The sequence below is a fragment of the Aurantiacibacter rhizosphaerae genome, from assembly GCF_009807005.1.
Lineage (GTDB): Bacteria > Pseudomonadota > Alphaproteobacteria > Sphingomonadales > Sphingomonadaceae > Alteraurantiacibacter > Alteraurantiacibacter rhizosphaerae.
Genome location: NZ_WUBR01000001.1, coordinates 391,172 through 414,612, shown reverse-complemented (window position 1 = coordinate 414,612; position 23,441 = coordinate 391,172). Strand labels below are relative to the sequence as shown.

Sequence of the window (23,441 nt, the reverse complement as noted above, 5' to 3'; positions counted from 1 at the left end):
GAATCGGTTGGCCGCTGGTTAGCGCAGGCGCGCGTCGGCGCAAGCAAGACTGTGGACCATTTTGTGCAAAGCCCGCATCAGGCGTTCTTTGCGACGCTGGCCTTCATGCGATCAAGCTGCTCCGGCGTCGCCTCGGTCTGGCGGGTGGCCTTCCATTCATCCATCGGCATGCCGTGGATCAATTCGCGCGCCTGATCCTTGCTGCCATCATATCCGGCATCGCGAATCCAGTCCGCCAGGCAATTGCGGCAAAAGCCGGAGAGGCCCATCAGGTCGATATTCTGCGCATCGTGGCGATGCTGCAGGTGCCGCACCAGCCGGCGGAAGGCATCGGCGGCCACATCATCGGGCAGCATATCCAGGGGATCTTGCGTATCGCTCATCATATATCCTTGTGTTGTCATCTTCGCCTGTCATAGGCGTGGGCCATGGTAAAGCTCGATACAAGCAGACTTGGCCCGCGTGGCCGCAAGGTCAAGATCCTCGCCACGACGGGGCCCGCCTGCAGCGACATCGATACATTGCGCCGCCTGTTCCAGGCCGGGGCCGATGCCTTCCGCGTCAATATGAGCCATGGCGAGCATGAAGTGCACGCCCGCACCATCCGCAACATCCGCCAGCTGGAAAAGGAATTCTACCGGCCCATCGCCATCCTTGCCGATCTGCAGGGGCCAAAGCTGCGCGTGGGTACGTTCAAGGATGGCCGCGCCACCATCCCTCACGGCGCCACCTTCAAGTTTGACCGGGTGGGCGAACCGGGCGATGCCACCCGTGTGGAACTGCCGCATCCGGAGATCTTCCACGTCGTGGAAGAAGGCCAGCGCCTGCTCGTGAACGACGGCAAGATCCGCCTGCGCGTGCAATCGGTCAGCAATGGAGAGATTACCTGCAAGGCAGAAGTCGGCGGCGTGATTTCGGATCGCAAGGGCGTGAATGTGCCCGACGCCGAGATTCCCATCCCTGCCCTGACGGACAAGGATCGCCGCGATCTTGCTTTCGCCATGGAGCAGGGCGTCGACTGGATCGGCCTCAGCTTCGTGCAACGGCCTGACGACCTTGCCGAGGCGCGCAAGCTGATGAACGGGCGCGGCGCGCTGTGCGCCAAGATTGAAAAGCCGCAGGCCATCCGCCGCCTCGACGAGATTATCGAGATGGCCGACGGCATCATGGTGGCGCGCGGCGATCTGGGCGTGGAACTGGAGCCGCAGGAAGTGCCGCCGCTGCAGAAGAAAATCGTCAACAAGACGCGGCTGACGGGCAAGCCGGTGATCGTGGCCACGCAGATGCTGGAATCCATGATCGAAAGCCCCGCCCCCACCCGCGCCGAAGTGTCCGACGTGGCCAATGCCGTGTACGACGGCGCCGATGCCGTGATGCTGAGCGCGGAAACCGCGGCTGGCGACTGGCCTGAAGAAGCCGTGCTGATGATGGATTCCATCGCCCGCCAGGTGGAAAAGGACGAGGGTTACAAACAGCGTGTGCGGATGCTGGATACCCCGCCCGACGCCACGCTGGCCGATGCCCTCTCCCACGCCTGCATGACCATTGCCGACACGGTGAATATCAATGCCATTGCCGTGTTCACCAGTTCCGGCAGCAGCGCGCGTCGCGTTTCCCGCGAACGCCCTGCCGTGCCTGTTATGGTGCTGACCCCGTCCATGCAGGTTGCCCGCCGGGTATGCCTGCTGTGGGGCGGCCACCCCGTGGCCACCAAGGATATCGGCAGCTTTGAAGAGATGATTGCCAAGGGCAAGCGCATGGCCCTGCGCCACGGTTTTGCAGGGGAAGGTGCGCGCATCGCCATGCTGGCGGGCGTTCCCTTCGGCCAGGCAGGCGCCACCAATCTGGTGCACGTGGTGAACGTGCAGGGTGACGAGCTGGACGATTACGATTCGTAAATTCGGCTGTCACCGGAACGACAATTTCTGAAGGACTTGAATATGCAGAAGGAATTTTGGTTTGACCGTCCGGGCCAGACCGAGCTGCGCGACAGGCTGCGCGCAAACCGCCGTCACTGGCTGGTAACCGGTGCTGCCGGGTTCATTGGCTCCAACCTCGTGGAATCGCTGTTGCAGCTTGGCCAGACGGTGACCGGGCTGGACAATTTCGCCACCGGCCATGCCTATAATCTGAAGCATGTGGAATCCTGCGTTGGCGATGATTTTGCCAATTTCACGCTAATCGAAGGCGACATCCGCGATTTCGATACCTGCGCCGCCGCGGTAAAGGATGTGGACGTTGTTCTGCACCAGGCCGCGCTGGGATCGGTGCCACGTTCGATCGAAGATCCGCGCACCAGCCATGATGTGAACGTCACCGGCTTTCTCAACATGCTCGATGCCTCTCGCCTCGGCGGGGTGCAGAGCTTCGTCTACGCCGCGTCCAGCTCCACCTATGGTGACGAGCCGCAGCTTCCCAAGATCGAGGACCGGATCGGCAATCCACTGTCACCCTATGCCGCCACGAAGCTGTTCGACGAGATCTATGCCGATATCTATCGCCGCACCTATGATTTCTCCTCCGTCGGCCTGCGCTATTTCAACGTGTTCGGCCCGCGTCAGGACCCGCAAGGCGCCTATGCCGCGGTGATCCCGAAATGGACGGACCTGATGATCGACGGCCAGTCCATCACGATCAACGGCGATGGAGAGACGAGCCGCGATTTCTGCTTTGTCGACAATGCCGTGCAGGCGAACCTGCGCGCTGGCCTGGCGCAGCTTCGCGGCGAGAACGAGGTGGTGAATGTCGCAGTGGGACAGCGCACCACGCTGAACGAATTGTTCACCCGCATTCGTGAAGAGCTGGCGAATTACCAGATCGGCTATGACAAGGATCCGATCCATGCCGATTTCCGCAAGGGTGACGTGCGCCATTCCCTCGCATCGATCGACAAGGGTCGTGACCTTCTGGGCTATGATCCCACGCACACCATCGTCACCGGGCTGGAAGCAGCCATGCCATGGTATGTGGAGGAACGCCGCCGCGTGATCGCGGACTTCAATTCCTAACGCAGCGCCGGGCCGACCGGGCGATCCGCCTGCCAGGCGGTAGCCCGGTTGGAAAGGTTGTATGATTGGGCGGAGACACGGTTGCGATTGCCTTCGCGCCGCTCCAGCCGCGGGCCGAACTTATCATCCACAGACAGGGCCGCGCCCTGCCCTGCGCAGATGCCGCGCCCCTTCTGGCTTGGCCCATCGGCCACCAGCCCGCGCAGAACCTTGTCATTCGTCATCGAACGATAGCGATTGGCCTGCGACAGCAGCCGTCCGCCATCGCGGGCAAGGCCGCCATAGGATCCGCTCATCTCGCCAGAATTGCGCCGACGCGGCGCAAAGGCGATATCATTGCCGTAGGAATGGACGAAGCTGTTACCCGCAACCCGCGGAATGCGCTGCGCCACGCGGACAAAGCGATTGCGCAGCAGGCTGACCTGCAACTGCGCATTGCCAACCCCGTTGGCAAAGCAGGATGCACCGTCTGGTGCGGCGGCCGTCACAAGCATGACCTTGTCATGATCGGTGAACAGATTGTCTGATATGGTCACCCGCCCGCGGCGATCACCGTGCTTGGCCGTTACATCGATCATGCCATCCCGGCAGGCGGAGAACGCGGAATAGGCGACCCACACCCGGTCCGCCCCATCGCGCACCGTGATGCAATCGCCGCCCTCGTCCTGGTCGGCAAACCCGGTCTGGGTCAGCGTGATACCCACGATCACGACGTTGCGCACGCCGTCCAGATAGATGGCGGAGCCCGCGCTGCGATCAATGATGCGCGGCGTGGAGCAGCCGCCGTCGAAAGTAACGTTCGATCCCAGCCTCAGCGGCGTGCGCAGGGTGATAGGCTGGGCATCGCGCGGCAGATCGAACAGGATGTATCCCCCACCCGCCGCGCGCGCCGTTTCCACGGCGTGTCGCAATGTGCCGGCATGCGCAGATCGCGCATCATCGGCGGTGGAGGTTACCAGCAACAGCCTCTGGCCCAGCCCGCCGGTGGTGCCGGCGGCATCGGCAAAGCCATCCTGCCGGCCAAGATAGTTTGCACCCACAACCCGGCCATCGCGCACCGTCAGGCCTTCACTGCACCAGCCCTGCCCCGCCTGTGGCGGCGGTGCATTGCGCGCGGTCGACAGCAACGGAAAAGTGATCGCCAGCGCTGCCAGCGTCAGCAATGCAACGCCCAGAAGGCGGAAGGAGAAGGCCCGCGTCACTCCGTCCCCTGCGGAACGATATGGCGCCATATGCCGCCTGCAAGCCGCAGGTTCTCTGGCGCTGCCGACAGCGCGATGCGCAGCTGACCCAGATAGGCCTCTCGCCAGCGGGCGGTGAAGGCTTCCAGCGTTTCCCCTTCTGCGGGATAGGGCAGCTTGGCGAGATGATATTCGATCGTGCCTTCACGCCACTGCGGCACGGCAAACACCGATGGTGCCTTCTGCTTGTAAGCGAGGCGGGAGGCAAAACCTGCATAGGTTATCTCCTGCCCTTCGAAATCGATGCGCGGGGCCGCCACATTCATCGCCCCGTCTATGGCGATGGTAAGCGTCGCGCCTTGCGACAGCGCCCGCATGGCCTGCCGGGCAACCTGCGCCTCTGTCTGGTCGCTGGTGCTGATGAGCTGGCGGTTGAAGGCCACCGATGGCAATCCGGGGGTGGAGGCCATCCAGCGGTTTTCGAAACCCAGCAGTTCCAGGGCCAGTGGGCCTGTGAACATCGCCCCGATATGGGCGGATGCGAAGATCACACCGCGGCCCTGATCCACCAGCGGCTGCACCAGTTCCTGCAACGGGTCCAGTTCGCAGACCTTTTCCAGCACTTGCCCGGCTTCTTCCATCCGGCATTCCAGCCAGTCGTAAATCAGCCGATCCGCCAGCAGGCCCCACTTGCCGCGGCGCTCCCACTCTTCCCGGTCGGGAAAGCGGTCCGCATCGCGGAACTGCCACGCCCAGTCGAACCGGGCCTTGGGAATGTGCAGATCATCCACCCTGTCCCACAAGGCTTCCAGCCCGGATTCAAAATCGCTGGGCAATCCCGCCTCGCGCGATTTCAGCAGGTGATCATACAGCCGCATTGCGGCCTCCTGCCGTCCCGCCTGGTTCAGTGCGGATGCAGCCGCACGGCGCAATTCCACGCTGTCGGGCTGGTTGAGGCAGGCCGTCACCATAAGGTCCGCCGCGCGATCATATTCGCCCGCGCCCTTCAGCGCGCGGCCCAGCCACACGTTCAGGTGATTGAGATGCGGGGCCAGCTCCAGCGCGCGGGCCAGATCGATACGGGCGGCGCGGTAATCGTTCTTGATCAGCAATGTCTCGCCGCGCCGGGTCAGCGCGCGGACATCGTCAGGCTCCAGCTGCAGGGCACGGCCATAGCGTTCAATTGCCTCATCCCGGCGGGCGAGGGACAGCAGGGCATCGCCCACTTCCATGTGCACCAATGCGCTATTGGCGGAGGGATCGTCCAGATCCGGAGCGCGTGCCAGAACGTCTTCGTAACGCTCCCGCTTGTTCAGCAATTGCAGCCACAGGGCGAGCTGCTCCATATCGTCCTCATCACCACGCGCCTCCAGCAGCGCGAAGGCACGTTCTGTGCGATTGGCACGGATAAATGCTTTCAATGCCAGCGTGGTGATCCGGTCATCGCGTGGCCAGTCGGCGAACCCTTCAGACATATCTGCAGCGTTGTCGAACTCTTTTGCCTTCAGCAGCCTGGTCAAGACGACGCTGATGTCTGGGGCGTCGGCCTCCGGATGGCGGACAATATCGGCGAACAGCGGCCTCGCTTGCTCTCGATCGAATTCCCACACAAGGCGCGCGTGCGTTACCACTTCGGCAAATTTCGCCGCACTGCTCTTCATCAGCATGGCCAGGATATCCGCAGCTTCGCGATTCCTGTCCTGCTCCATCAAGGGGCGGACGATCTGCTTGCGCACAAGCTGGTAATTCGCCCTGTCATCAAGGTCGATTGCGCCAAGCTCCGCCGGGGTGATTTTGCCAGTTTCCTTGAACTGGGAGACAAGCCGCTCCGTCTGATCGGCTTGCTCGGTCATGCTTGCGTCTTTCATAAACTATCTCGTTCGGGTCGCCTCAGCATTACCAGGCCAACGATCAGGATCGCCACCAGTGCCGCCGCCAGGATAAGCAGGATGTCCAGCAAGCGGCTCTCTTCGCGGGCGACGGGCTGCATGGGCTGCGCGATCACCACCAGATATTTGCGCTGCTCCAGCCCTCGCAAGCGCGCCTGCTGCACTGTGCTGCGAGCCGAAGCCAGCGTTTCGGCTGCTGCATCGCGCTCTGCAACGGCGGTTTCGAACGCTGCGACAGAACGACCCAGCGACGTGTCGCCACCCGAACCTCCCAGCCGTTTTTGCTGCTCTGCAATCTGGTTTTCCAGCGCCTGCACACGGGCATTCAGCCGGGGCAGGAACGGGCTTTCGGTCAGGCCATTCGAAAGCAGTGCCTGACGCTGCGCATCGGCTTCTGCCAGTTGCACTTCCAAGTTGTTGATGATGGTGTAGATGCCTTCAGCAGAAACGCGCGGATCAAGCTCCGCCTGCCGGATCTGCACTTCCTGCACGCGGGCCTGGGCAAGGTTCAACTGGTCCTGCGCATCCTCTTGCACCGAAACCAGGTCGGCCAGTTGATCCTCATCGATCGACCGGGAGATGTCGCGCACCTTCGCGCGGGCCAGTTCCAGCAGGATATCGGCATATCGCACCGCGTCTTCGGCGGATACGGCCTCTACAGTCAGCGTAAGAATACCTTCCTGCTGATCGGCCTGAATACCGATGCGATTGCGATAAAAATCTAGGTCCAGCCGTGGATTGCCGGTGGGTTCGCCATGAAAATGGCTCAGATAGCCATGCTCTTTCTCCATGATCTGCATCACTTCGGCGGACTGCAGATATTCGCGAACGCGGTAACCATCCGTCATGCCGCCACCGCCGCCGCCGATGCCGAGAATGCTGGCAGCCGGAGACTGCGGGGATGAGTTCACGGTCTGGATCGCGAAGGAGGCTTCGGTCTGGAAGTAGTTCTCCTTGATGAACGCGAAATAGGCGAGCGCCAGCAGCACGGGCAGCAAGCCGAACAGCGCCAGCGAGCGAAGCCGCTTTGTATGGCGGCGGCGTTCGCGGCGGTTCAACTCGTCAAGGCGCGCCGTGACGTCTCCGTCCGTGGGAAGAAGGGATTCGATTTCCCTACGCCGTTCCTCGTCCTGCTGACGCAATTCTTCCTTGCGTGCGGCACGGTTGCGCGCGATTTTTTCCGCCTTGCGCTGGTCGTCCGTCAGATCGGAGCCAATGTCATCCGCCGGGCTATCCAGCAGATCGGAGACATCCGTTTCGGGCGCGCTCTTGCGAGATCCGGGCGTTCCGCCCTTGTCGGTCGGTTCTTTCCCACGGCCGATGGATTTCGATTTCTTCCAGGCTTCCAGGCGGGCCTTGTTATCCATAGCATTCGCTCGCTTCTTGTGCCGCAAACTCAGTCATTGGCAAATCCTTCCACCAGCAGGCGCAGATCATCCTGCGCCGCCAGCTGTTCCTCAAATGCCTTTTCGGCTGCGCTAAAATCTTCGGTCAGAACGAAGTCCCCATCCTTCAACACGGCAAATCGTCGACCGAACTTTTCTGCAATGCGCGGCGATTGGGTGACGAAGAACATCCCTGCATTGTCGAGTTTCTGCTCAAAGGCAACTTCGCACTTTGCGCGATAGGAAGGAGAACCCGTTCCGACAATTCCATCCACCACATAGGTGTCAGCAGGAATGGCCATGCTGAGGGCAAATCCAAGGCGCGATCGCATGGATGACGAGTATGTTTCCAGCGGGCGGTAATAATCGTCACCCAGCTCCGAAAATTCCGCGACATAGGCGCTGACCCAGTTTCTGGGAGCTTCGGCCAGGTCGGCGATAATCTCGATATTGCGGGCGCCGCTCATGGATGGATGGAAAGCACCGGCAAAGCCCAGTGGCCAGGAAATCCGTCCGCTGCGATGCACCTGCCCCGCGTTAGGCCGACCGAAGCCGGACAGCAGATTTGCTATCGTGGTCTTGCCCGAACTGGGCAGACCCAGCACGCACACACGGTCACTCGGATCGAACATCAGCGTCGCTTCATCCAGGATCACGCGATGGTCATTATCCAGGCGAAATTCCTTGGTGCAGTTCTCGAAGCCAATCATCAGATCGCCCATGATGCATCCTCGTCCGCACCTTCGCCGGAGAACCGGCGGCGCTGCACCATGAAGCCAATCGCGACACAGATGGCAATGAACGTCAACGGCATCGCATTGGTGGCCAGCGGCGAGGTGTAACCTTCGAAAAGGCCGCTACGCAGCACTTCAATGCCGTGGAAAAGCGGGTTCCACGAAAGCAATTCCACCACGCGCGGCGTCAACTCGTTGGCAGTGTAGAAGACGCCAGAGATATAGAAGAACGGCCGCAGGAAGATCGGCGTGGCGCGTGAAAGGGCCGGCCAGATGGTGGATAGCGACATCATCAGATAGCCAAAGGCCCCGCCGACGCCCACAGCCAGCGAAAATCCCCACAAGGCCAGCAGCGGGTCGTGCATTTCGAAAAATCCGAAGAGGGCGTAATTCAGCAGCAGCAAGGTCAGAAACACCAGGATGCTGTTGCCCAGTTCCAGCAGGAATACTGCGCCCGCCACCAGATTGTGGCTGACAGTGGAGAAGGACAGGATGTGCCGATAGGCGGTTCTGGCTCGCAATATGGCGTTCACGGCATAGCGCGCGCACAGATAGGGCACGACGCCAGAACAGATGAAGCTGCCAAGATCGGTGTCAATCGGAACCCGGCGATCGAGCGCGATGAACAACACGTAGATAACGGCAATCCACGCGAGCGGAACGATGTAGGCCCAGAGATAGCCAATGGCATCGCCCGTATAGCGTGAGCCGATTTCGCGCTGGATTATTGCCTTGGTCTTGCGCAGCCAGATCGAGACAGCATCCAGAGGCCCCGCATTTTGCGCGGGGCTCATCTGATCCGCGTCGCTGAACTGGCCAGGCTGGATACGCCGCTAATCGCCCGCAGGACTTTCTGGGTCTGGTTGAATGGCGCAAAGCTTACATAAACGATGTCACCCGGTAGCAGCGGGAAGCTGGTGGCCGCGAAGATATTGGACGGGTCGCTCATGTTCATGCGGTAGATCACGTCCTGCCCGGTGGCATTCGCCACATTCGCGCCGCGGCGGAATACGAAAACCCCGGTGGGATCGGCCGTCGCGTCTTCCAGGCCGCGCGCACTGCCCAGCGCATCCATCAACATGTAATCATTGCGTGGCAACGGCACGCGCGCAGCTTCGCCCACGGCGCCCATGATGATGTAGAAGCGGCTATCGCGGCGAAGCGAAATGACATCGCCCGGCATCAGCGCGATGTCATAGGTCGGATCGGAATATAGCGTGTTGAGGCCAACCTCGGCTGTCGCGCCGTTGCGGTGGACTTCAACCACATATTCCGCGCCCTCTTCCCGAACGAGGCCCGCCGCACCGATCACGGCCGAAAGGCTAGAGGTTTGCGGAGTAAGCTCCAGCGCGCCGCCTTCCACGACATCGCCCGTCACCGTAACGCTGCGACTGGTGGAGCCGGTGCGCGAAACGAAAACCTGCGGGCCGTACAGCTGGCGCACCAGTCGGCGGCGAATGGCGGTGGTGAGTTCAGCCGTCGTCATCCCCTCTGCCTGAACCCTGCCCGCGAAAGGCACGGTAATGGCACCGTCTGAAGCAACCTCCACGCTGTCCATCGTGATCGGGGATGCGATCGTCTGCGGGAAACTGCCATTCCCGGAAGCTTCGCTGATGGTGACGCTGAGGATATCGCCGGTTCTCAGCGTCTGGAAATCAGTAGACCCTACCGCACGGAAAGTATCTGGCAGCCGGGACATTGCATCGGCAGCCCCGGCCTCTGCCTGCCACTGCGTGATCGGCACCAGCTGTATCTGGGTCTGGTTGCTCTCAACCACCTCGGAAGTGGAGGGGCCGCCCCTGGGCAGGGCGCAGGCACCCAGCAGTCCGACGCTGAGAGCGACAAGCATGGTACGCATGAGACGTTTCATTGAATTACCCCGAAGCTCCGACCATCCGCGACCCGGCAAGATAAATCAAGCTTCACAGATGCGGAGAAATGTGCGCAGCGACTGTTCATCGGAAAATCTCTGGCCAACAAAGTCGCGCGCGGCCTGGCTGGCCGCCCGCATCTTCACGAAAACGCGTGGCGAGTTCATGCGCTTTTTCCACGGCCATGTTAAGATCCGGCTCCAGGATGTCATCAAGAATATACCCCGTCTCGCCTTCGACGAAGCATTCGGATGATCCACCCGTCGGCGTGGCCAGCACGGGCACACCGGCGGCCTGCGCCTCGATCAATACGTTGGGCAGCCCCTCGAACTGGGAAAGCAGCAGCTTCACATCCATCTTCTCATACCAGAAGCCGACGCTGCGCGTGCGGCCAACCAGCAGGAACCTGTCTGTCAATCCAAGGCTGGCGATCTGCTTCTTCAATGTCTCCCGCATCCTGCCATCGCCCAGCAGGATGAAACGCGATTTGGGGAAACGTTCGTAATAATGCGCGGCAAAATTGACCCACAGGCTGGGTTGCTTCAGCCCTTCCAGGCGGAAAACGCCGCCTAGGGTCGTATCGGCATCGAACGTCCGCTCGGCGAACTTTTGCCACTTCTCCTCGTCCTCTGCCTCGTTCTCGGTCGAGTAGGCGGTGACGGCGTTGTAGAGAATGTCGACCTTGTCTTCTTCAATTTCCAGCCAACGGGCATACTCGCCTGCCACCAGCTTGCTGTTGCTCACCAGTGTGACACCCGGAATCCTGGCCATTCCCTTGAAGAGAACCTCGTACTCCGGCTGATCCCGCTCCTTGCGCACGCTGGGCGGAAGACCGCGGAACACCAGTTGGATGTTGGGCACACCAGCGAACAGAGCGGCGAGGCAACCGTAAAGCGTAGCACCGTCCTGCCACACGCTCGCGACATTGAACTTGTTTTTCCGGTAATACGGAGCAAGGCGGGTGACGCCGTAATGTACCTGCGGCGGCAGCATCGCGAACAGCAGCGCTGTATCTTCGTCCAGATCCACTTGCCGCGCTGCCGCGACAGGTTCCATCGCCTCGATCTCGACGACCTCTATTTCGTCGGCCTGCAAATCGGGCAGGAAGAAATCGTTCGGCTTCACCTCATTCAGAAGCAGCGTCTTCACGACAACGCAGACCTTGTGCAGATCGCCGTGCTCTGATTTCAGCAATCGCGCCAGCCGTGACAACTGCCGCTCCGCACCGCCTGCGCCGAGCCCGCCTGTCACGAGCGCGATGTTGTACCTGCCGCGCGGCTTGGTAATCTCGCGATTCTCGAACTGGCGCAGCAGGCATTCCAGCGAGAGAATGCGGCAATCGACGCCCTGCAGATCACGCTCTGGAGCCAGACGGTGCAGCACATCCACCTTGGCCCGCCAGTCGGCAAAGGTCTTGGCGTGGCGCTCGTCCTGCTCCAGCTTTTCCGCCACCGGGTCGATGATGCGAACCGCATCGGCAAGCCGGCCGACTTTCGCCAGGCGTATGGCATAATGCAGCCGCGCGCGATCATCCTCAGGCTCTTCCTGAATCAGTCGCTCGTAGGTTTCGTATGATTGCTCTGGAAACCCGATGGCCTCCAGCATGCTGGCCCGCTGAATCAGGACAGCGCGCTGATCCGTGTCTTGCGGGAAGTGGCGATTGATCAGGTGCAGCGCATCTTCCCCGCGCCGATGCTTGGCGTGGGAGTTGATGAGATTGCGAACCACGATGTCGACGCCCGGATCCTCGTCATACAGCGCCTGCCAGGCGTCGCCTGTCTCATCGATCAGCTTGGCCTTGTCCTTGATCTGCAACAGCAGGATCATGGCCTCGTTGTCGAAACGCGCAACCTCTTCAAATCGGCGGGCCTGTTCCGCCGCGATCTGCGATGCCCGCAAGCTGGTGCACCTGCCCAGCAGTTCTTTCAGGGTCTTGATGGTATCGCCATCGAGGCCAAGTTCGCCTTTCGACTGAAGAGCATGAGACTTCATAACAAATCGCTTTTCTTCAGATCATGGAACATTCAAGCCGCCTTTCGAGCGAGCAAAGCTTGGCACTTGGCAATATTGCGATCAACCTGGCGCTTATTATCCGTCAACGGACGCTGTTTTTCGAAGAACCCAATAGCGGTTTCGAATTGTCCGGAGTGCAGCGCGGCCAGCGCGGCGTTCTTGGCCGCAAATTCGTTTTCCGGATCGATTTCGAGCAACAGACGAGCAAGGTCCAACTGTTCGTCCGTTTGCGATTCATGAAGCACCGCGATCTGCTTCTTGAGAGCGGAACCGAGGCGCCTACGCTCAGTTTCAGCGCGCTCCTGCCCGGCTTCGAGGCGGCTAAGTTTACCCACCAATTGGTGAGCATCGCCAAAACGCTCTTGGGCCGTGAGGTCGCGCACCTGGCGCACGGTCCGACCGACAAGGCGCTCGGCTCTAGAGACTGCGTCAGCGCGCTCCTCGGCAGTACTACTCTCGTCATCGGCGATTAAGAGCAACTGGTCTATGGCGACGCCGAACTGGTCGGAATTGATGGCCGCCCTGGCGATAATCCACGCCATGCGGGCGTTGAATGGCTTACCCGCAACTTCCTCCAACAGATGTTCAACTGCGGCTTCGTAATTCTCGAGATTGTAATTCGAGCGACCCGCAAGAAGATGCATCTCACGAAATTCGACCAGCGCTCGGCGAGCGGTTTCTACAACCTTCAGGACCTTTTCGTACTCCGCCGCCTTGTAGGCCTCGCGCGCCGAAGTCAGCAGCGCCTTTTGGACCTCGCGCATCGGCTGGCGCGCCCGTGCATCACCAGCGATTCCTGCGGCACTTATGCGTTGGGCTGCTTCGCCAAGCTTTCCTGCCTCAAGAAGCTGGCCACCCTCAATGAGCCAGCGAGAACGGCGATCGTCTGCCCAGCTCCTGAGTGTTTCTGCCGTGCTACCTTCTTCAATCTCCGCATCCCATTCGGATTGAGAGACAAGCAATTTCGCGCCCAACGCATGCAATTCGGCATCGCAGCATTCCGCCGCGAGTTCGATGGCCAGTTCTGACGAGAAATTTTGAGACTTTCCGAGCAGGTAGTTTAGCCGCTCGAACGAGCGCTTTGCGATCGCACTGCGCCAGAGAACTGCCAAAGCATCTTCGTGCTCGGGATAACGTTCAAGAACCAGTGCCACCCACTCGTCTTTGCGGACAGCGGAATTGGAACGACGGTCAAGCAGGTCGAGCACCTCGCTAGCTGCCTCGAACGGAGCTTGGCCCTCGAAGAAAAGGTGTTTCCAACGGCTGATGGCATTATCGATTTCGCCGATACCTGCCGCAGCACGCGCGACAGTCGCATGAATGGTGTCTGTTTCCACCTCATCCGCCAAAAGCATCTCGCCAAGCTCATAGGCCTTTTTGAAAGCGCCTGTCTCATAGGTCGAAACCAGCCAGGCTTCCTGATCGCTGTCGGAGAAAACCCCGTCCTTTCCGCGCTCTTCGTAAAATTCCAGAGCCGATGCATAGTCGCCTAGCCTGTATTTAAGGCGAGCCAGTTCCAGTTGCAGAGGATAGTTGTCCGGATATTGGCGCACGGCGGCACGCAACTCGCGCGATGCCCTGAACACGTCTCCGGCCTCGATATCGCGAGCGTATTTCTTGAGATTGAAACCATGCTCTTCGACGAGCGGATCAGCGCCGAAGAAATGCGCATTCCAATCGCGGAAAAGGGCGTCGGAAAATTTTTCGGTGAAGTGGGTTAAATCGCGCCCATCGTTCTGAAGAGCAACGCGCTGCCCCATGCGGCGCATAAGACCGGTGGGATTGTAGCAAGTGATGTCGAGATTATAGCAACATTCTTCGACATCTGAAATGTGGCGCCGGCGCGATGAAAGATGCCGACCCGCGACGTCCTGCGCGTCCACGTGCGTGGTCACGATCAGGCGTTCGCGCGGAACCAACTCCAGCATCGCGGACAAGGCGGCATGAATGTTCTCCTTGGTATCCTTCGCAATACGGATCCTTTTCAGAATCAGTTGATCTTCCTCCGGAAGCCTGTCGAAAGATGGCTGCGCTTCGAGCCAGCTATGAAATTCGTCGAGCGTCTCTTCCGATGCCAACTGCGCGAATCGGAGCTGCCGCCCCCGGTCAGAAAAGAAATCGTCGAACCGCTTGTAGAAATAGTTCACCTGCACGGCATAGCCATCAAGGGTGATGTTCTTGGCAGATGAAATCTCTACGAGGTAGTGATCGGGCACCGTCAGCATTTCGTCGGGCATGTCCGTGCCCTCCGTCCTGCCGCCATTGGCGCCGCCATGCCGGAAGGAAACCTGACGAACCTGCTCGGGGATATCAAGCTCACCCAGCATGTAACGCAGCTGCTGGAGCGCTTCGTGCGCAGTGTGCGTAAAGCCGTAATTCCGCGATTTCTCCCACGCGACATCATGCGTTGTTCGCGCGCGCCGCAGCGGGGTGTTAATTCGGCAGGTGCCTATCGGACAAATTATCAACATACTTGTTTCTAACCGATTACAGTGACCAGTAATTGTAATTTTTCTCGTATTCCTTCGGCGACAGGATCGATTTCAGATCAACAAGCGCGCCACCCGCTTTCAGATTTTCACCGATCCACGCATCGAGGCCATCCATGAAGGCATCGTGCCTTACAGCGATTACCAGCGCGTCGAGATCGGTCAGCCCCTCCTTGGGCGAAAGGTCCAGACCGTATTCATCCTTTACCTCGTCTGAATTCGCCATCGGATCGTATGCGATCACTTCGAGGCCGAAGCTCTTGAGAAAGTCGACGAGCTCAAGAACCTTGCTGTTTCTGACGTCGGGCACATTCTCCTTGAACGTGACCCCCAGAACTCCGACCCGCGAGCCCCGGATGGGAGAGCCGCTAGCAGCGATCATCTGCAGCATCTCGGTGGCGACGTAGCGCGGCATGGAATCGTTGATGCGCCTGCCGGACAGGATCACCTCGGGGTGATAGCCCAGTTCTTCTGCCTTTGACGTAAGGTAATAGGGGTCAACGCCGATGCAGTGCCCGCCGACAAGACCCGGCTTGAACGGCAGAAAATTCCACTTGGTGGATGCAGCTTCCAGAACGTCGGCAGTGCGAATACCGGCCTTGCGGCAGATCCGCGCCAGTTCGTTCATCAACGCAATGTTGATGTCGCGCTGGGTGTTTTCCAGCACCTTTGCAGCTTCTGCAACCCTGATCGAAGTGGCCTTGTGCGTGCCCGCATCGATGATGATGCCGTAAAGTTGGGCCATCGCCTCGGCAGTCTCTTCATCCTCGCCCGACACGACCTTCACGATCTTCTCGACCGGGTGCTCCTTGTCGCCGGGATTGATCCGCTCAGGGCTGTAGGCCAGCTTGAAGTCTACACCCGACGTCATGCCGGATGCTTCGGCCAGGATCGGGGCGCAGATTTCCTCTGTCGCACCGGGGAACACCGTCGATTCAAACACCACGGTTGCACCGCGCTTCATGTGCTGACCCACGGTCTGGCACGCGCTTTTCAGGATGGAGAGGTCGGGCCTGCGCTGTTTGTCCACCGGCGTAGGCACTGCAACGATAACGACATCCGCCTCGGTTATCGCAGCCGGATCAGAGGTGACCTTCAGAGTGGTGGCCTCCATCTGCTCTCGGGTGAGTTCGCCCGTTCGATCAAAACCGTCTCGCAATTCAGCAATGCGGCCCTCTGATACATCAAAGCCCACGACATTTTCGAGTTTCTTGGCGAAGGAGTGGGCCAGTGGCAAACCTACGTAGCCGAGGCCCACCACGCACAGACGCGCCTGCATGAAAGACAATGTATTTCCTCTATTCAGTTTCAATAAGGCGGGCGCGATCAAAGGCCGCTTATTTTGCGATGCCCACCTGCCATCACAACCAAGCGGCGAGCCTATATCACAATAGTTATGGCGGTCAATTCAGTGGTCTGTCGTAGTTTCCGGGGTCATAAGAGCCAGTTCTCGCGGGATGATTTTGTCCAATGCAATGGTTTCGCGAATACGCGAGGCCGCGGCGCGCGACTTGGCAAGAAACATCTCCGATTTCTGCGCCAGAGTGAGCAATCCTTGCGCCAGAGCGACATGATCTTCTTCCGGCGCGAGCCACGCGCATGACGTATCGGCGAATTCCGGCACCGCGCCAACGGCATTGGTTACGGGCACAAGGCCGGAAGACATTGCCTCGTCCCGGCTCACACCTTGTGCGTCATTCCGCGTAGGGCACAGAAAAATGCCTGCCGTGCGATGCAGTTCGGCCACACGTTGCTGCGTCATGAAGGACTTTTCGACCGACACATTTGCGAAGTGGCGAACAGGCTCCACCATCTCGTCAAACAGGTGCCCTTCACCCATGAAGCGAAAGCGGAAGCGATCGAACAGCTCATGTTCGGCCAGCATGCAGATCGCCTTTGCCGAAAGGTCATTTGCATAGCGCCAGTCGCTGAACGGCCTGATGGACAGGACTTCGAACCGGTGGTCCGCCGTCCGCTCCTCGTGGCGGAACAATTGCGTATCCACCGGGCTTGGCGAGACAGTCCAGCGTGGCAGTTCGCAGCCAACTGCGCGAAAAGCCTCGTCTGCGGAAAATTGCGATACGAAAACCATGCGGAAATTGGCGGGCCAGCGATCCACCAGCGATCGCCAGTACGCGATGCGCCGCTCGAACGTGGCGCGGGCCTTGTTCCAACGCTCCCGGTTATGCCCCTCCCTTTCGGTGACCTGATAGAAGGGCATGATCTCTGCGCCATATATCCAGCCATTCACGGGGATATGCGGCGGCACGTTCTCTATCACCTCGGCAAAATCATCGCCCGGGGCGTGCAGGGCAACCGTATCGGGCTGCTCACGCAGGATCAGTGCCAGCGCATCTGCCGGGGTGAGCACCTTCACCGGAACGCCATCGAATTCATACGCCTCGACATGCGGGCGATGATGCCGCCAGATCACCGTCACATCATGACCAAGCGCGCGATAGGCCAGCACGCGGCGGTGAACGAACCCATGGTTGTAAAGACGCTCGGCAGAGGGATAGCCGCGAGAGATGATGACGATCTTCATGCGCGCTGCGCTATCCGTCATTCGCTGCCGCATCAATGGTCTGGCCGATACAATGCAGCAATTCCTGCTGCCTCATCGGTAGATCAATTACCGCCAGCGAAACGATCGATTCTCAATCTTGATGAGATCATGTTTCAAAGCCAATTTCGTGAAATACGAAAACTCGATGAACAATTGGTTTCGATAAAAGCCTTGTTAACTTTGCTAAATTGTAAAAATCCATGAAATCATAAAGTTTTCAAAGACTTGCAGATAAGTGTCGCCCACCCCTATCTGTTTACCACCGCTTAATTTGCCGCTGTGAAGCTGTGGCTATTGGCAAATCGGACGGGTATTTCGGCAGTGAGCAATTCTTCAACGCAAACCGCATCTGCAAGCGATGACCTGCAGGTTGATGACGGTGGCGCCGAGGAACGGCGACTGCATATGCAGGCCTACAATCTGTGGACTTCGCTGAACGATGGTGGCTCGCTGCCATCGTCCAAGGAATTGCTCACCCATCCTGATTGCACCTTTGCCGACAACAGCGTGATTATCGAACTCGATGATGAATTGCTGGGTGCGGTGACATCCATCGGAGCCAATCTGCCTTCGTCAAGCGCCAAGCTTCCCTTGTCGGTCGAGAAGGTGCCGCGCCGATCGCTCGTCTCACGGCTAACGGATCATATCCTTGAACCGGTGGCAAACCGCGCGCCGGTGGGTTTCGAGGCTGAGTTCGTCGACGAACGCGAGATGGACATTTCGTACCGCACCATCGCGCTTCCGTGTTCGAGCGATGGAGTGCTGATCGATGCCGTCGTCGGGGTGATTTCGTTCAAGTCCAATGGTCCCGCCGCGATCACAGAGGAGGACGAGGAATTGTCATCACCCATCAGGAAGAAAGCGTCTGCCGGGAAGGCAAAGAAGCCGCTGTCGCTGACCGAGAAGGTCAAGGAAAAGATCATCGACCTGAGCAATAGCGGCGACCTTATAAATCAAATTCTTAGCTATCATCCAAAAGAGAAACGTGAACAAAGAAGGGAAGAAATCATGAATTACAAAGACAAGCTGAAAGAATGCATGGCGATTGATGGCGCGATTGCTGTTGCCTTGTTTGATTACGAATCCGGAATGCCGATCGCGACAGAGCAAGGTGGCGGCAAGTCGCTGGATTTGGAAGTGGCAGCTGCCGGCAACACCAATGTCTTGCGTGCAAAATACGCCACCATGAAGGAACTCGGCATTGATGAACCCATCGAGGACATCCTGATCACGCTTGGCACACAGATCCACATGATCCGGCCGGCATCGTCCGAAAGCGGCCAGGGCCTGATCGTGTATCTTGCGCTGGACAAGGCGAAATCCAACCTGGGCATGGCGCGGATGAAGCTACGCCAGATCGAGAAAGGCCTGGAAGTCTGACGCAGCTGGCAAGCTGACTGCCTTTTTTCCACGTCTTGAAATTGCCCCATGATTCGGCCCGGTGCATCGCCATCGGGCCGTAATTGCATGCGCATAACACCGGTCTGGCAGTCTACCAGACCAGCACGGATTCATATCTGTGATGGAAAATGGAGCGGGCGAGGCGATTCGAACGCCCGACCCCAACCTTGGCAAGGTTGTGCTCTACCCCTGAGCTACGCCCGCTCACTGGCGCTCACCCGAAAAGCTGTTCCGGGTGGGGAGCGGCGCAGTTAGCAGCGAGTCTGTAACCGGGCAAGAGCAAAATTGCATGTCTGCGAGAAAGCTTGCCGCGCACCCTGTTAGCCCTTCACAATGGGCACATAAACGCCACATTGTAGCGCAACAGTGATTAGCGAAAAGCAGGAGCAGACACTTGGCAAGCATGGGCCTTAACATCGATGAGCAAAAAGCAGTCGAGCAATTCCGCAAGGACGTGGTTGATCCCAGCCAGACTAAGCTCGTCATCCTGGATTTCTGGGCAGAGTGGTGCGGCCCCTGCAAGGCGCTGACGCCGGTGCTGGAAAAGGTTGCTGCCGAATATGCCGACAAGGGCGTGGTCCTGGCAAAGATCAATGTGGATGAGCAGAAGTTCATCGCCAGCCAGTTCCAGGTGCAGTCCATCCCCACGGTCTACGCCATGTTCCAGGGCCAGCCCGTTGCCGACCTGACGCCCGCACGCACCGAATCGCAGCTGAAGCAGGCGCTGGACGAAATTCTTTCCAAACTGCCGGTGCAGGCCGGGGCCGCCGATGGCCAGCCGGGGGCAGAGGGACAGCAGGCGCCCGATATCGACCAGCTGGTGGCCATGGGCGAACAGGTTCTGGCCGATGGCGATGCAGAACGCGCCGCATCGGTATTCATGCAGCTGGCGCAAATGGCGCCTGACAAGCCGGAGGTGCAATCGGGCCTCATTCGCGCTCTTGTAGCGGCCGGCCAGACAGAGGCGGCACAGCAGGCCTATGATGCCCTGCCGCAGGAAATGAAGGATGATCCGCTGGTGAACCAGGCGCAAAGCGCGCTGGAGCTGGCCGGAACGCAGGTCGACACCGGAGAGCTGGATACGCTGCGCAAGGCCGCGGCAGAGCGTCCCGCCGATACCGAAGCGCAAATCGCTTTTGCCGAGGCCGCCTTTGCCGCCGGAGAGCGGGACGAGGCTGCCGAGACCCTGCTCCGCTCCATCCAGGGTGCACAGGGCGTTGAAGGCGAAGAAGGCGAGGCACCGGCCAAGGACAAGCTGCTGAAGATGTTCGAGGCTGTTGGCATGGAAGACCCGTGGGTTTCCACGCAGCGCCGCAAGCTTTCCCTGATCCTGTTCGGATGAGCCGCAAACTATCCATCTTCCCGCTCACGGGTGCGATCCTGTTCCCAGGGTTGCAACTGCCGCTGCACATTTTCGAGCCGCGCTATCGCGCCATGATCGGGGATGCTCTGGCGCGGGATCGACGGATCGGCATGATCCAGCCGGCCGACAGCATGGAAAGCGCGCCGCTGTACGACGTGGGCTGCATCGGCAAGATCGACGATGTCGAAACCAGCGAGGATGGACGATACAACATCGTGCTGACGGGCGAGAAGCGCTTTCGCGTGCTGCGCGAGCTGGAAGTGACCACCCCGTTTCGCCAGGTCGAAGCCGAGCTGATCGAGGAGCCGGTGGAGGAATACCTCTCGCTGGGAGAACGCGCGAGTTTCGAACATGAATCGCGCAAGTTCGCTGACAGCCAGGGCTATGCCATCGATTGGGATTCGGTCGCGCGGCTGGACGATGTCTCGCTCATCAACGGCGTATCGCAAATAGCCCCCTTCGATGCGGCGGCAAAGCAGGCCCTGCTGGAAGCGCCGAACCTGCGCGAACGGTGTGACCTGCTGGTGCAGCTGATGGAATTCTTCGGCCGCGGCGACCCCGACGACGAGCATGTGACTCTTCAATAGATTGTTTTTCGATCCGGCCTCCGCCGGATCGTCCTCGCTCAATGCGCAGCAAGCTGCGCCCGCTGCGGGCGGCCAGTCGGCCTTGCGGTCCGCTAAACGCGGACCGTACCTTGGCTATGCATAATCGTTGGCGCTGATTTCGGTCGCGACGAGCGACCGCAAGCGCGACCGCGCGCCCGAGCTTATGCGAGGAAAGCCAAGCAGGCCGGACGGCCTGCGCCCGGCGCCTGAGGGCTATACCAAGAAAGCCCCACGAAGCCCGTCGATCACATATTGCGCGGCAAGGGCTGCCAGCAGCACGCCCAGCAGGCGGGTAATCACGGCCTCTACCCGGTCACCCAGCAGCCTGATCAGCGGGCCTGCGGCGATCAGGGCGAGCATCGTCAGGATCAGCACGGCCACCAGCGCGCCCAGCACCACCAGCGACTGGTTCAGTCCGTTCGCCTCGTTCATCAGCAGCATGATCGCCGCGATGGCGCCGGGTCCGGCCAGCATGGGCATGGCCATCGGGAAGACGGACACATCCTCCACATGCTCCCTCGTGGCGCGTTCGGCGCGTTCTTCACGCCGCTGCGTGCGTTTTTCGAACACCATTTCCCACGCGATCCAGAACAGCATGAAGCCGCCCGCAATGCGGAAGCTGTCCAATTCGATATGGAGTGCGCGCAGCAGGTCTTCCCCGAACAATGCGAACACCAGCAGGATAGCCAGCGCAATCAGGCTGGCGCGAATGGCCATGATGCGCCGCTCCGCCGCAGACGCGCCCTTGGTGAGGCCAGCATAGATCGGCGCGCAGCCGGGGGGATCGATCACCACGAACAGGGTGATGAAGGCAGAGATGAACAGTTCGCTCATGGATCTAGCCTTCAGCCGGAACCGCGAAGTTCAGCGCCTCACGCACCTCGCCCTCGCGCAGCCAGGTCACGATCACGCGGCGCTCCCCATTATCCGCGTGGGACCATGTCCATTGCAGCGTGCCGTCTTTCGATGTGGTTGTGCCCGAGGCATTGCCTGCCGACGTTGCTACTGGCATCGCTGGCTGATCAATACCCGCCGCCGGGCAGTCGGCCACCCGGCCTTCTATCGCGGTCATGCCGGGCACGATGATCGCGCCTTCCGGCAGTTCCTCTTGCGGTTGGCGAACCGGCTGCGGATCGTCCAGCGCGCCCAGATCATAGGTGTATTTGTAGCTGTTATCGCTTTGCAGTTCCCAGGTGGTGACATAGCTGCCCACCTTTCCGTCCGGCTCCTGAAATCGCCCGAAGCTGACCGCCAGCGTGCCATCGCAGCTGGACCATACGGTGTTGGGCGTCCACGCAACGGAAACAGACGGATTGTCCTGCTGCGCCAGCCAAGGCTGCGCGGGGATCACGCCGTTTCTGCCATGGATCAGGGCATCGGGCGCGGCATATTCGAGGAATGCGGTCCACTGCCCCTGTTCGCGTGCCATCTTGGCAAAGGCGATATCGGCGGCGGCCACGCGGCCCGGATCACCGATGGAGCCCTGTCGTTCCAGAAACGCCGTGGCAGCGCGGCGTTCACGCTCCACACGCTGCGCCTGCGGGCTGGCGCAGGCGGCCAGCGTAGCAATGCTGGCAATACCGACAAGGGCGATGGTGACACGTGAAATCATATTCGCGCCCTGCTCTCGCCGGTTCGATTTGTCAAAGAGTCAGGCGGCGGAATTCAGCACGATGATAAGGGCGTTGATCGCCAGGATTAAAACCAGCGGACTGAAATCGATCGCGCCCGTGCTGGGCAGGATTTTCCGGATCGGCCGCAGCAAAGGCTCCAGCAGGGCGTTGATCGAATTATAGACCTGCATCAGGAATTCGTTGCGCGGGCTGACCACGTTGAACGAAAAGAGCAGTCCGATGATGAACTGGATGATCACCAGGAATACGATGACCTGGGCAATCATGGAAAGGATCTGGACTAGGGCGAACACGCCGGTCTCCCGCAAGGGTGATTCAATATAACAAGTGTATCGTCAAGGTAATACGCACGGCGAAATCCGCAAGGTTTGAGAGCTTCCTATGCGCTGACCAAGGTGCCCGCGCCGCGGCTGGTGAAGAATTCCAGCAGCATCGCATGCGGCACCCGGCCATCCAGCACCACCGCCGCCTCGCACCCGCCTTCCACGGCGTGAACGCAGGTTTCCAACTTCGGGATCATGCCGCCGCTGATCGTGCCATCCTCCCGCAGTTTTGCGATGTCTGCCGGGCGCAGATCGGTTAGCAGGGTGCCATCCTTGCCCAGCACGCCTGCCACATCTGTCAGCAGGAACAGGCGCGCCGCGCCAAGGGCGGCAGCAACCGCGCCTGCCATCGTATCAGCGTTGATGTTGTAGGTATGGCCCTCCCCATCGCTGGCAATCGGCGCGATGATGGGGATCATGCCGGCGCTGCTGACGGTTTCCAGAATGGTGGTATCGACATGCTTGGGTTCCCCCACGAAGCCCAGGTCCACCGCCTGTTCTATCTGGCTGTCGGGATCTTTCACCGTGCGGCTCACCTTTTCGGCCAGCACCATCTTGCCGTCCTTGCCGGAAATGCCGATGGCCTTGCCGCCTGCCTGATTGACCCAGCCGACCAGTTCCTTGTTGATGGCGCCGGACAGCACCATTTCGGCAATGCGGGCTGTTTCCTTGTCGGTCACGCGCAGGCCATCGATGAACTGGCTTTCCACGCCCAGCTTTTTCAGCATGGCGCCGATCTGCGGGCCGCCGCCGTGCACCACCACGGGGTTGATGCCCACGGCTTTCAGCAGCACGATATCCTCTGCAAAATCGCGCGCAGCCTCCGGATCGCCCATGGCGTGGCCGCCATATTTCACCACGAAGCTGCGTCCGGCATAGCGCTGGAAATAAGGCAGCGCCTCGATCAGGGTTTCGGCCTTGGCCAGCATGCGATTTTCACTTGTATTGGTCATGTCGGCAAACCGCTTAGCCCGCA

The 23,441-nt window shown here is 60.0% G+C and carries 20 protein-coding genes and 1 tRNA gene; 5 read left to right on the top strand and 16 right to left on the bottom strand.

What is annotated here, in order from left to right:
• Positions 1–77: 77 nt before the first annotated feature.
• Positions 78–383, bottom strand: coding sequence for a DUF1244 domain-containing protein (locus tag GRF63_RS01965; RefSeq protein ID WP_160484333.1), 306 nt, complete (start codon positions 381–383; stop codon positions 78–80).
• A 45-nt stretch (positions 384–428) separates the two neighbouring features.
• Here GRF63_RS01965 and pyk point away from each other — a divergent pair, with 45 nt between their 5' ends.
• Positions 429–1,898, top strand: a complete 1,470-nt coding sequence (gene pyk, locus GRF63_RS01960) for a pyruvate kinase (RefSeq protein ID WP_160484332.1) — start codon at positions 429–431, stop codon at positions 1,896–1,898.
• A 42-nt stretch (positions 1,899–1,940) separates the two neighbouring features.
• Entirely contained in the window at positions 1,941–3,008 is a 1,068-nt protein-coding gene (locus GRF63_RS01955) for an SDR family oxidoreductase (protein ID WP_160484331.1), read from the top strand.
• On the opposite strand, the gene GRF63_RS01950 is transcribed toward GRF63_RS01955, so the two are convergent.
• The 10 genes from GRF63_RS01950 to GRF63_RS01905 form a co-directional block, all read right to left on the bottom strand.
• Positions 3,005–4,240 (bottom strand): pectate lyase family protein, encoded by a 1,236-nt coding sequence (locus GRF63_RS01950; protein WP_160484330.1) that lies wholly within the window; start codon positions 4,238–4,240, stop codon positions 3,005–3,007. The genes GRF63_RS01955 and GRF63_RS01950 overlap by 4 nt on opposite strands.
• Positions 4,207–6,042, bottom strand: coding sequence for a Vi polysaccharide transport protein VexE (locus GRF63_RS01945; protein WP_160484329.1), 1,836 nt, complete (start codon positions 6,040–6,042; stop codon positions 4,207–4,209). The genes GRF63_RS01950 and GRF63_RS01945 overlap by 34 nt, the downstream gene beginning before the upstream one ends.
• An 11-nt stretch (positions 6,043–6,053) precedes the next feature.
• Positions 6,054–7,445, bottom strand: coding sequence for a KpsE/RkpR family capsule polysaccharide export protein (locus GRF63_RS01940; RefSeq protein ID WP_160484328.1), 1,392 nt, complete (start codon positions 7,443–7,445; stop codon positions 6,054–6,056).
• 29 nt (positions 7,446–7,474) lie between these two features.
• Positions 7,475–8,185, bottom strand: a complete 711-nt coding sequence (locus GRF63_RS01935; protein WP_160484327.1) for a P-loop NTPase family protein — start codon at positions 8,183–8,185, stop codon at positions 7,475–7,477.
• Positions 8,173–8,991, bottom strand: a complete 819-nt coding sequence (locus GRF63_RS01930; RefSeq protein WP_160484326.1) for an ABC transporter permease — start codon at positions 8,989–8,991, stop codon at positions 8,173–8,175. Before GRF63_RS01930 ends, GRF63_RS01935 begins: the two co-directional genes overlap by 13 nt.
• Entirely contained in the window at positions 8,988–10,055 is a 1,068-nt protein-coding gene (locus tag GRF63_RS01925; RefSeq protein ID WP_160484325.1) for a polysaccharide biosynthesis/export family protein, read from the bottom strand. The genes GRF63_RS01930 and GRF63_RS01925 overlap by 4 nt, the downstream gene beginning before the upstream one ends.
• 97 nt (positions 10,056–10,152) lie before the next feature.
• Positions 10,153–12,060, bottom strand: a complete 1,908-nt coding sequence (locus tag GRF63_RS01920; protein WP_160484324.1) for a glycosyltransferase — start codon at positions 12,058–12,060, stop codon at positions 10,153–10,155.
• A gap of 32 nt (positions 12,061–12,092) precedes the next feature.
• A complete protein-coding gene (locus GRF63_RS01915; RefSeq protein WP_160484323.1) occupies positions 12,093–14,408 on the bottom strand; it encodes a tetratricopeptide repeat protein in 2,316 nt (771 codons plus the stop codon).
• Between the two features lie 160 nt (positions 14,409–14,568).
• The gene (locus GRF63_RS01910) at positions 14,569–15,849 is read right to left on the bottom strand and encodes a nucleotide sugar dehydrogenase (protein ID WP_160484322.1); all 1,281 of its coding nucleotides are present in this window, start codon (positions 15,847–15,849) and stop codon (positions 14,569–14,571) included.
• A gap of 129 nt (positions 15,850–15,978) precedes the next feature.
• A complete protein-coding gene (locus GRF63_RS01905) occupies positions 15,979–17,136 on the bottom strand; it encodes a glycosyltransferase family 4 protein (RefSeq protein ID WP_160484321.1) in 1,158 nt (385 codons plus the stop codon).
• 321 nt (positions 17,137–17,457) lie between these two features.
• Between GRF63_RS01905 and GRF63_RS16485 the strand changes: the two genes are divergently transcribed.
• Positions 17,458–18,516, top strand: coding sequence for a hypothetical protein (locus GRF63_RS16485; RefSeq protein WP_237392252.1), 1,059 nt, complete (start codon positions 17,458–17,460; stop codon positions 18,514–18,516).
• 150 nt (positions 18,517–18,666) lie between these two features.
• Here the strand turns inward: GRF63_RS16485 and GRF63_RS01895 are convergent.
• Positions 18,667–18,741 (bottom strand) — tRNA-Gly (locus GRF63_RS01895).
• A 199-nt stretch (positions 18,742–18,940) separates the two neighbouring features.
• Between GRF63_RS01895 and GRF63_RS01890 the strand changes: the two genes are divergently transcribed.
• Positions 18,941–19,879 (top strand): tetratricopeptide repeat protein, encoded by a 939-nt coding sequence (locus tag GRF63_RS01890; protein WP_160484320.1) that lies wholly within the window; start codon positions 18,941–18,943, stop codon positions 19,877–19,879.
• Complete coding sequence (locus tag GRF63_RS01885) at positions 19,876–20,487, top strand: LON peptidase substrate-binding domain-containing protein (protein ID WP_160484319.1); 612 nt, start codon at positions 19,876–19,878, stop codon at positions 20,485–20,487. Before GRF63_RS01890 ends, GRF63_RS01885 begins: the two co-directional genes overlap by 4 nt.
• 234 nt (positions 20,488–20,721) lie before the next feature.
• On the opposite strand, the gene GRF63_RS01880 is transcribed toward GRF63_RS01885, so the two are convergent.
• From GRF63_RS01880 to argB, 4 genes are all read right to left on the bottom strand, one after another.
• Complete coding sequence (locus GRF63_RS01880; protein WP_160484318.1) at positions 20,722–21,342, bottom strand: MarC family protein; 621 nt, start codon at positions 21,340–21,342, stop codon at positions 20,722–20,724.
• Between the two features lie 4 nt (positions 21,343–21,346).
• Entirely contained in the window at positions 21,347–22,120 is a 774-nt protein-coding gene (locus GRF63_RS01875; protein WP_160484317.1) for a hypothetical protein, read from the bottom strand.
• Between the two features lie 39 nt (positions 22,121–22,159).
• The gene (locus GRF63_RS01870) at positions 22,160–22,435 is read right to left on the bottom strand and encodes a YggT family protein (protein ID WP_337189593.1); all 276 of its coding nucleotides are present in this window, start codon (positions 22,433–22,435) and stop codon (positions 22,160–22,162) included.
• Positions 22,436–22,521: 86 nt separating this feature from the next.
• Complete coding sequence (argB, locus tag GRF63_RS01865; protein ID WP_160484316.1) at positions 22,522–23,418, bottom strand: acetylglutamate kinase; 897 nt, start codon at positions 23,416–23,418, stop codon at positions 22,522–22,524.
• Positions 23,419–23,441: the final 23 nt, after the last annotated feature.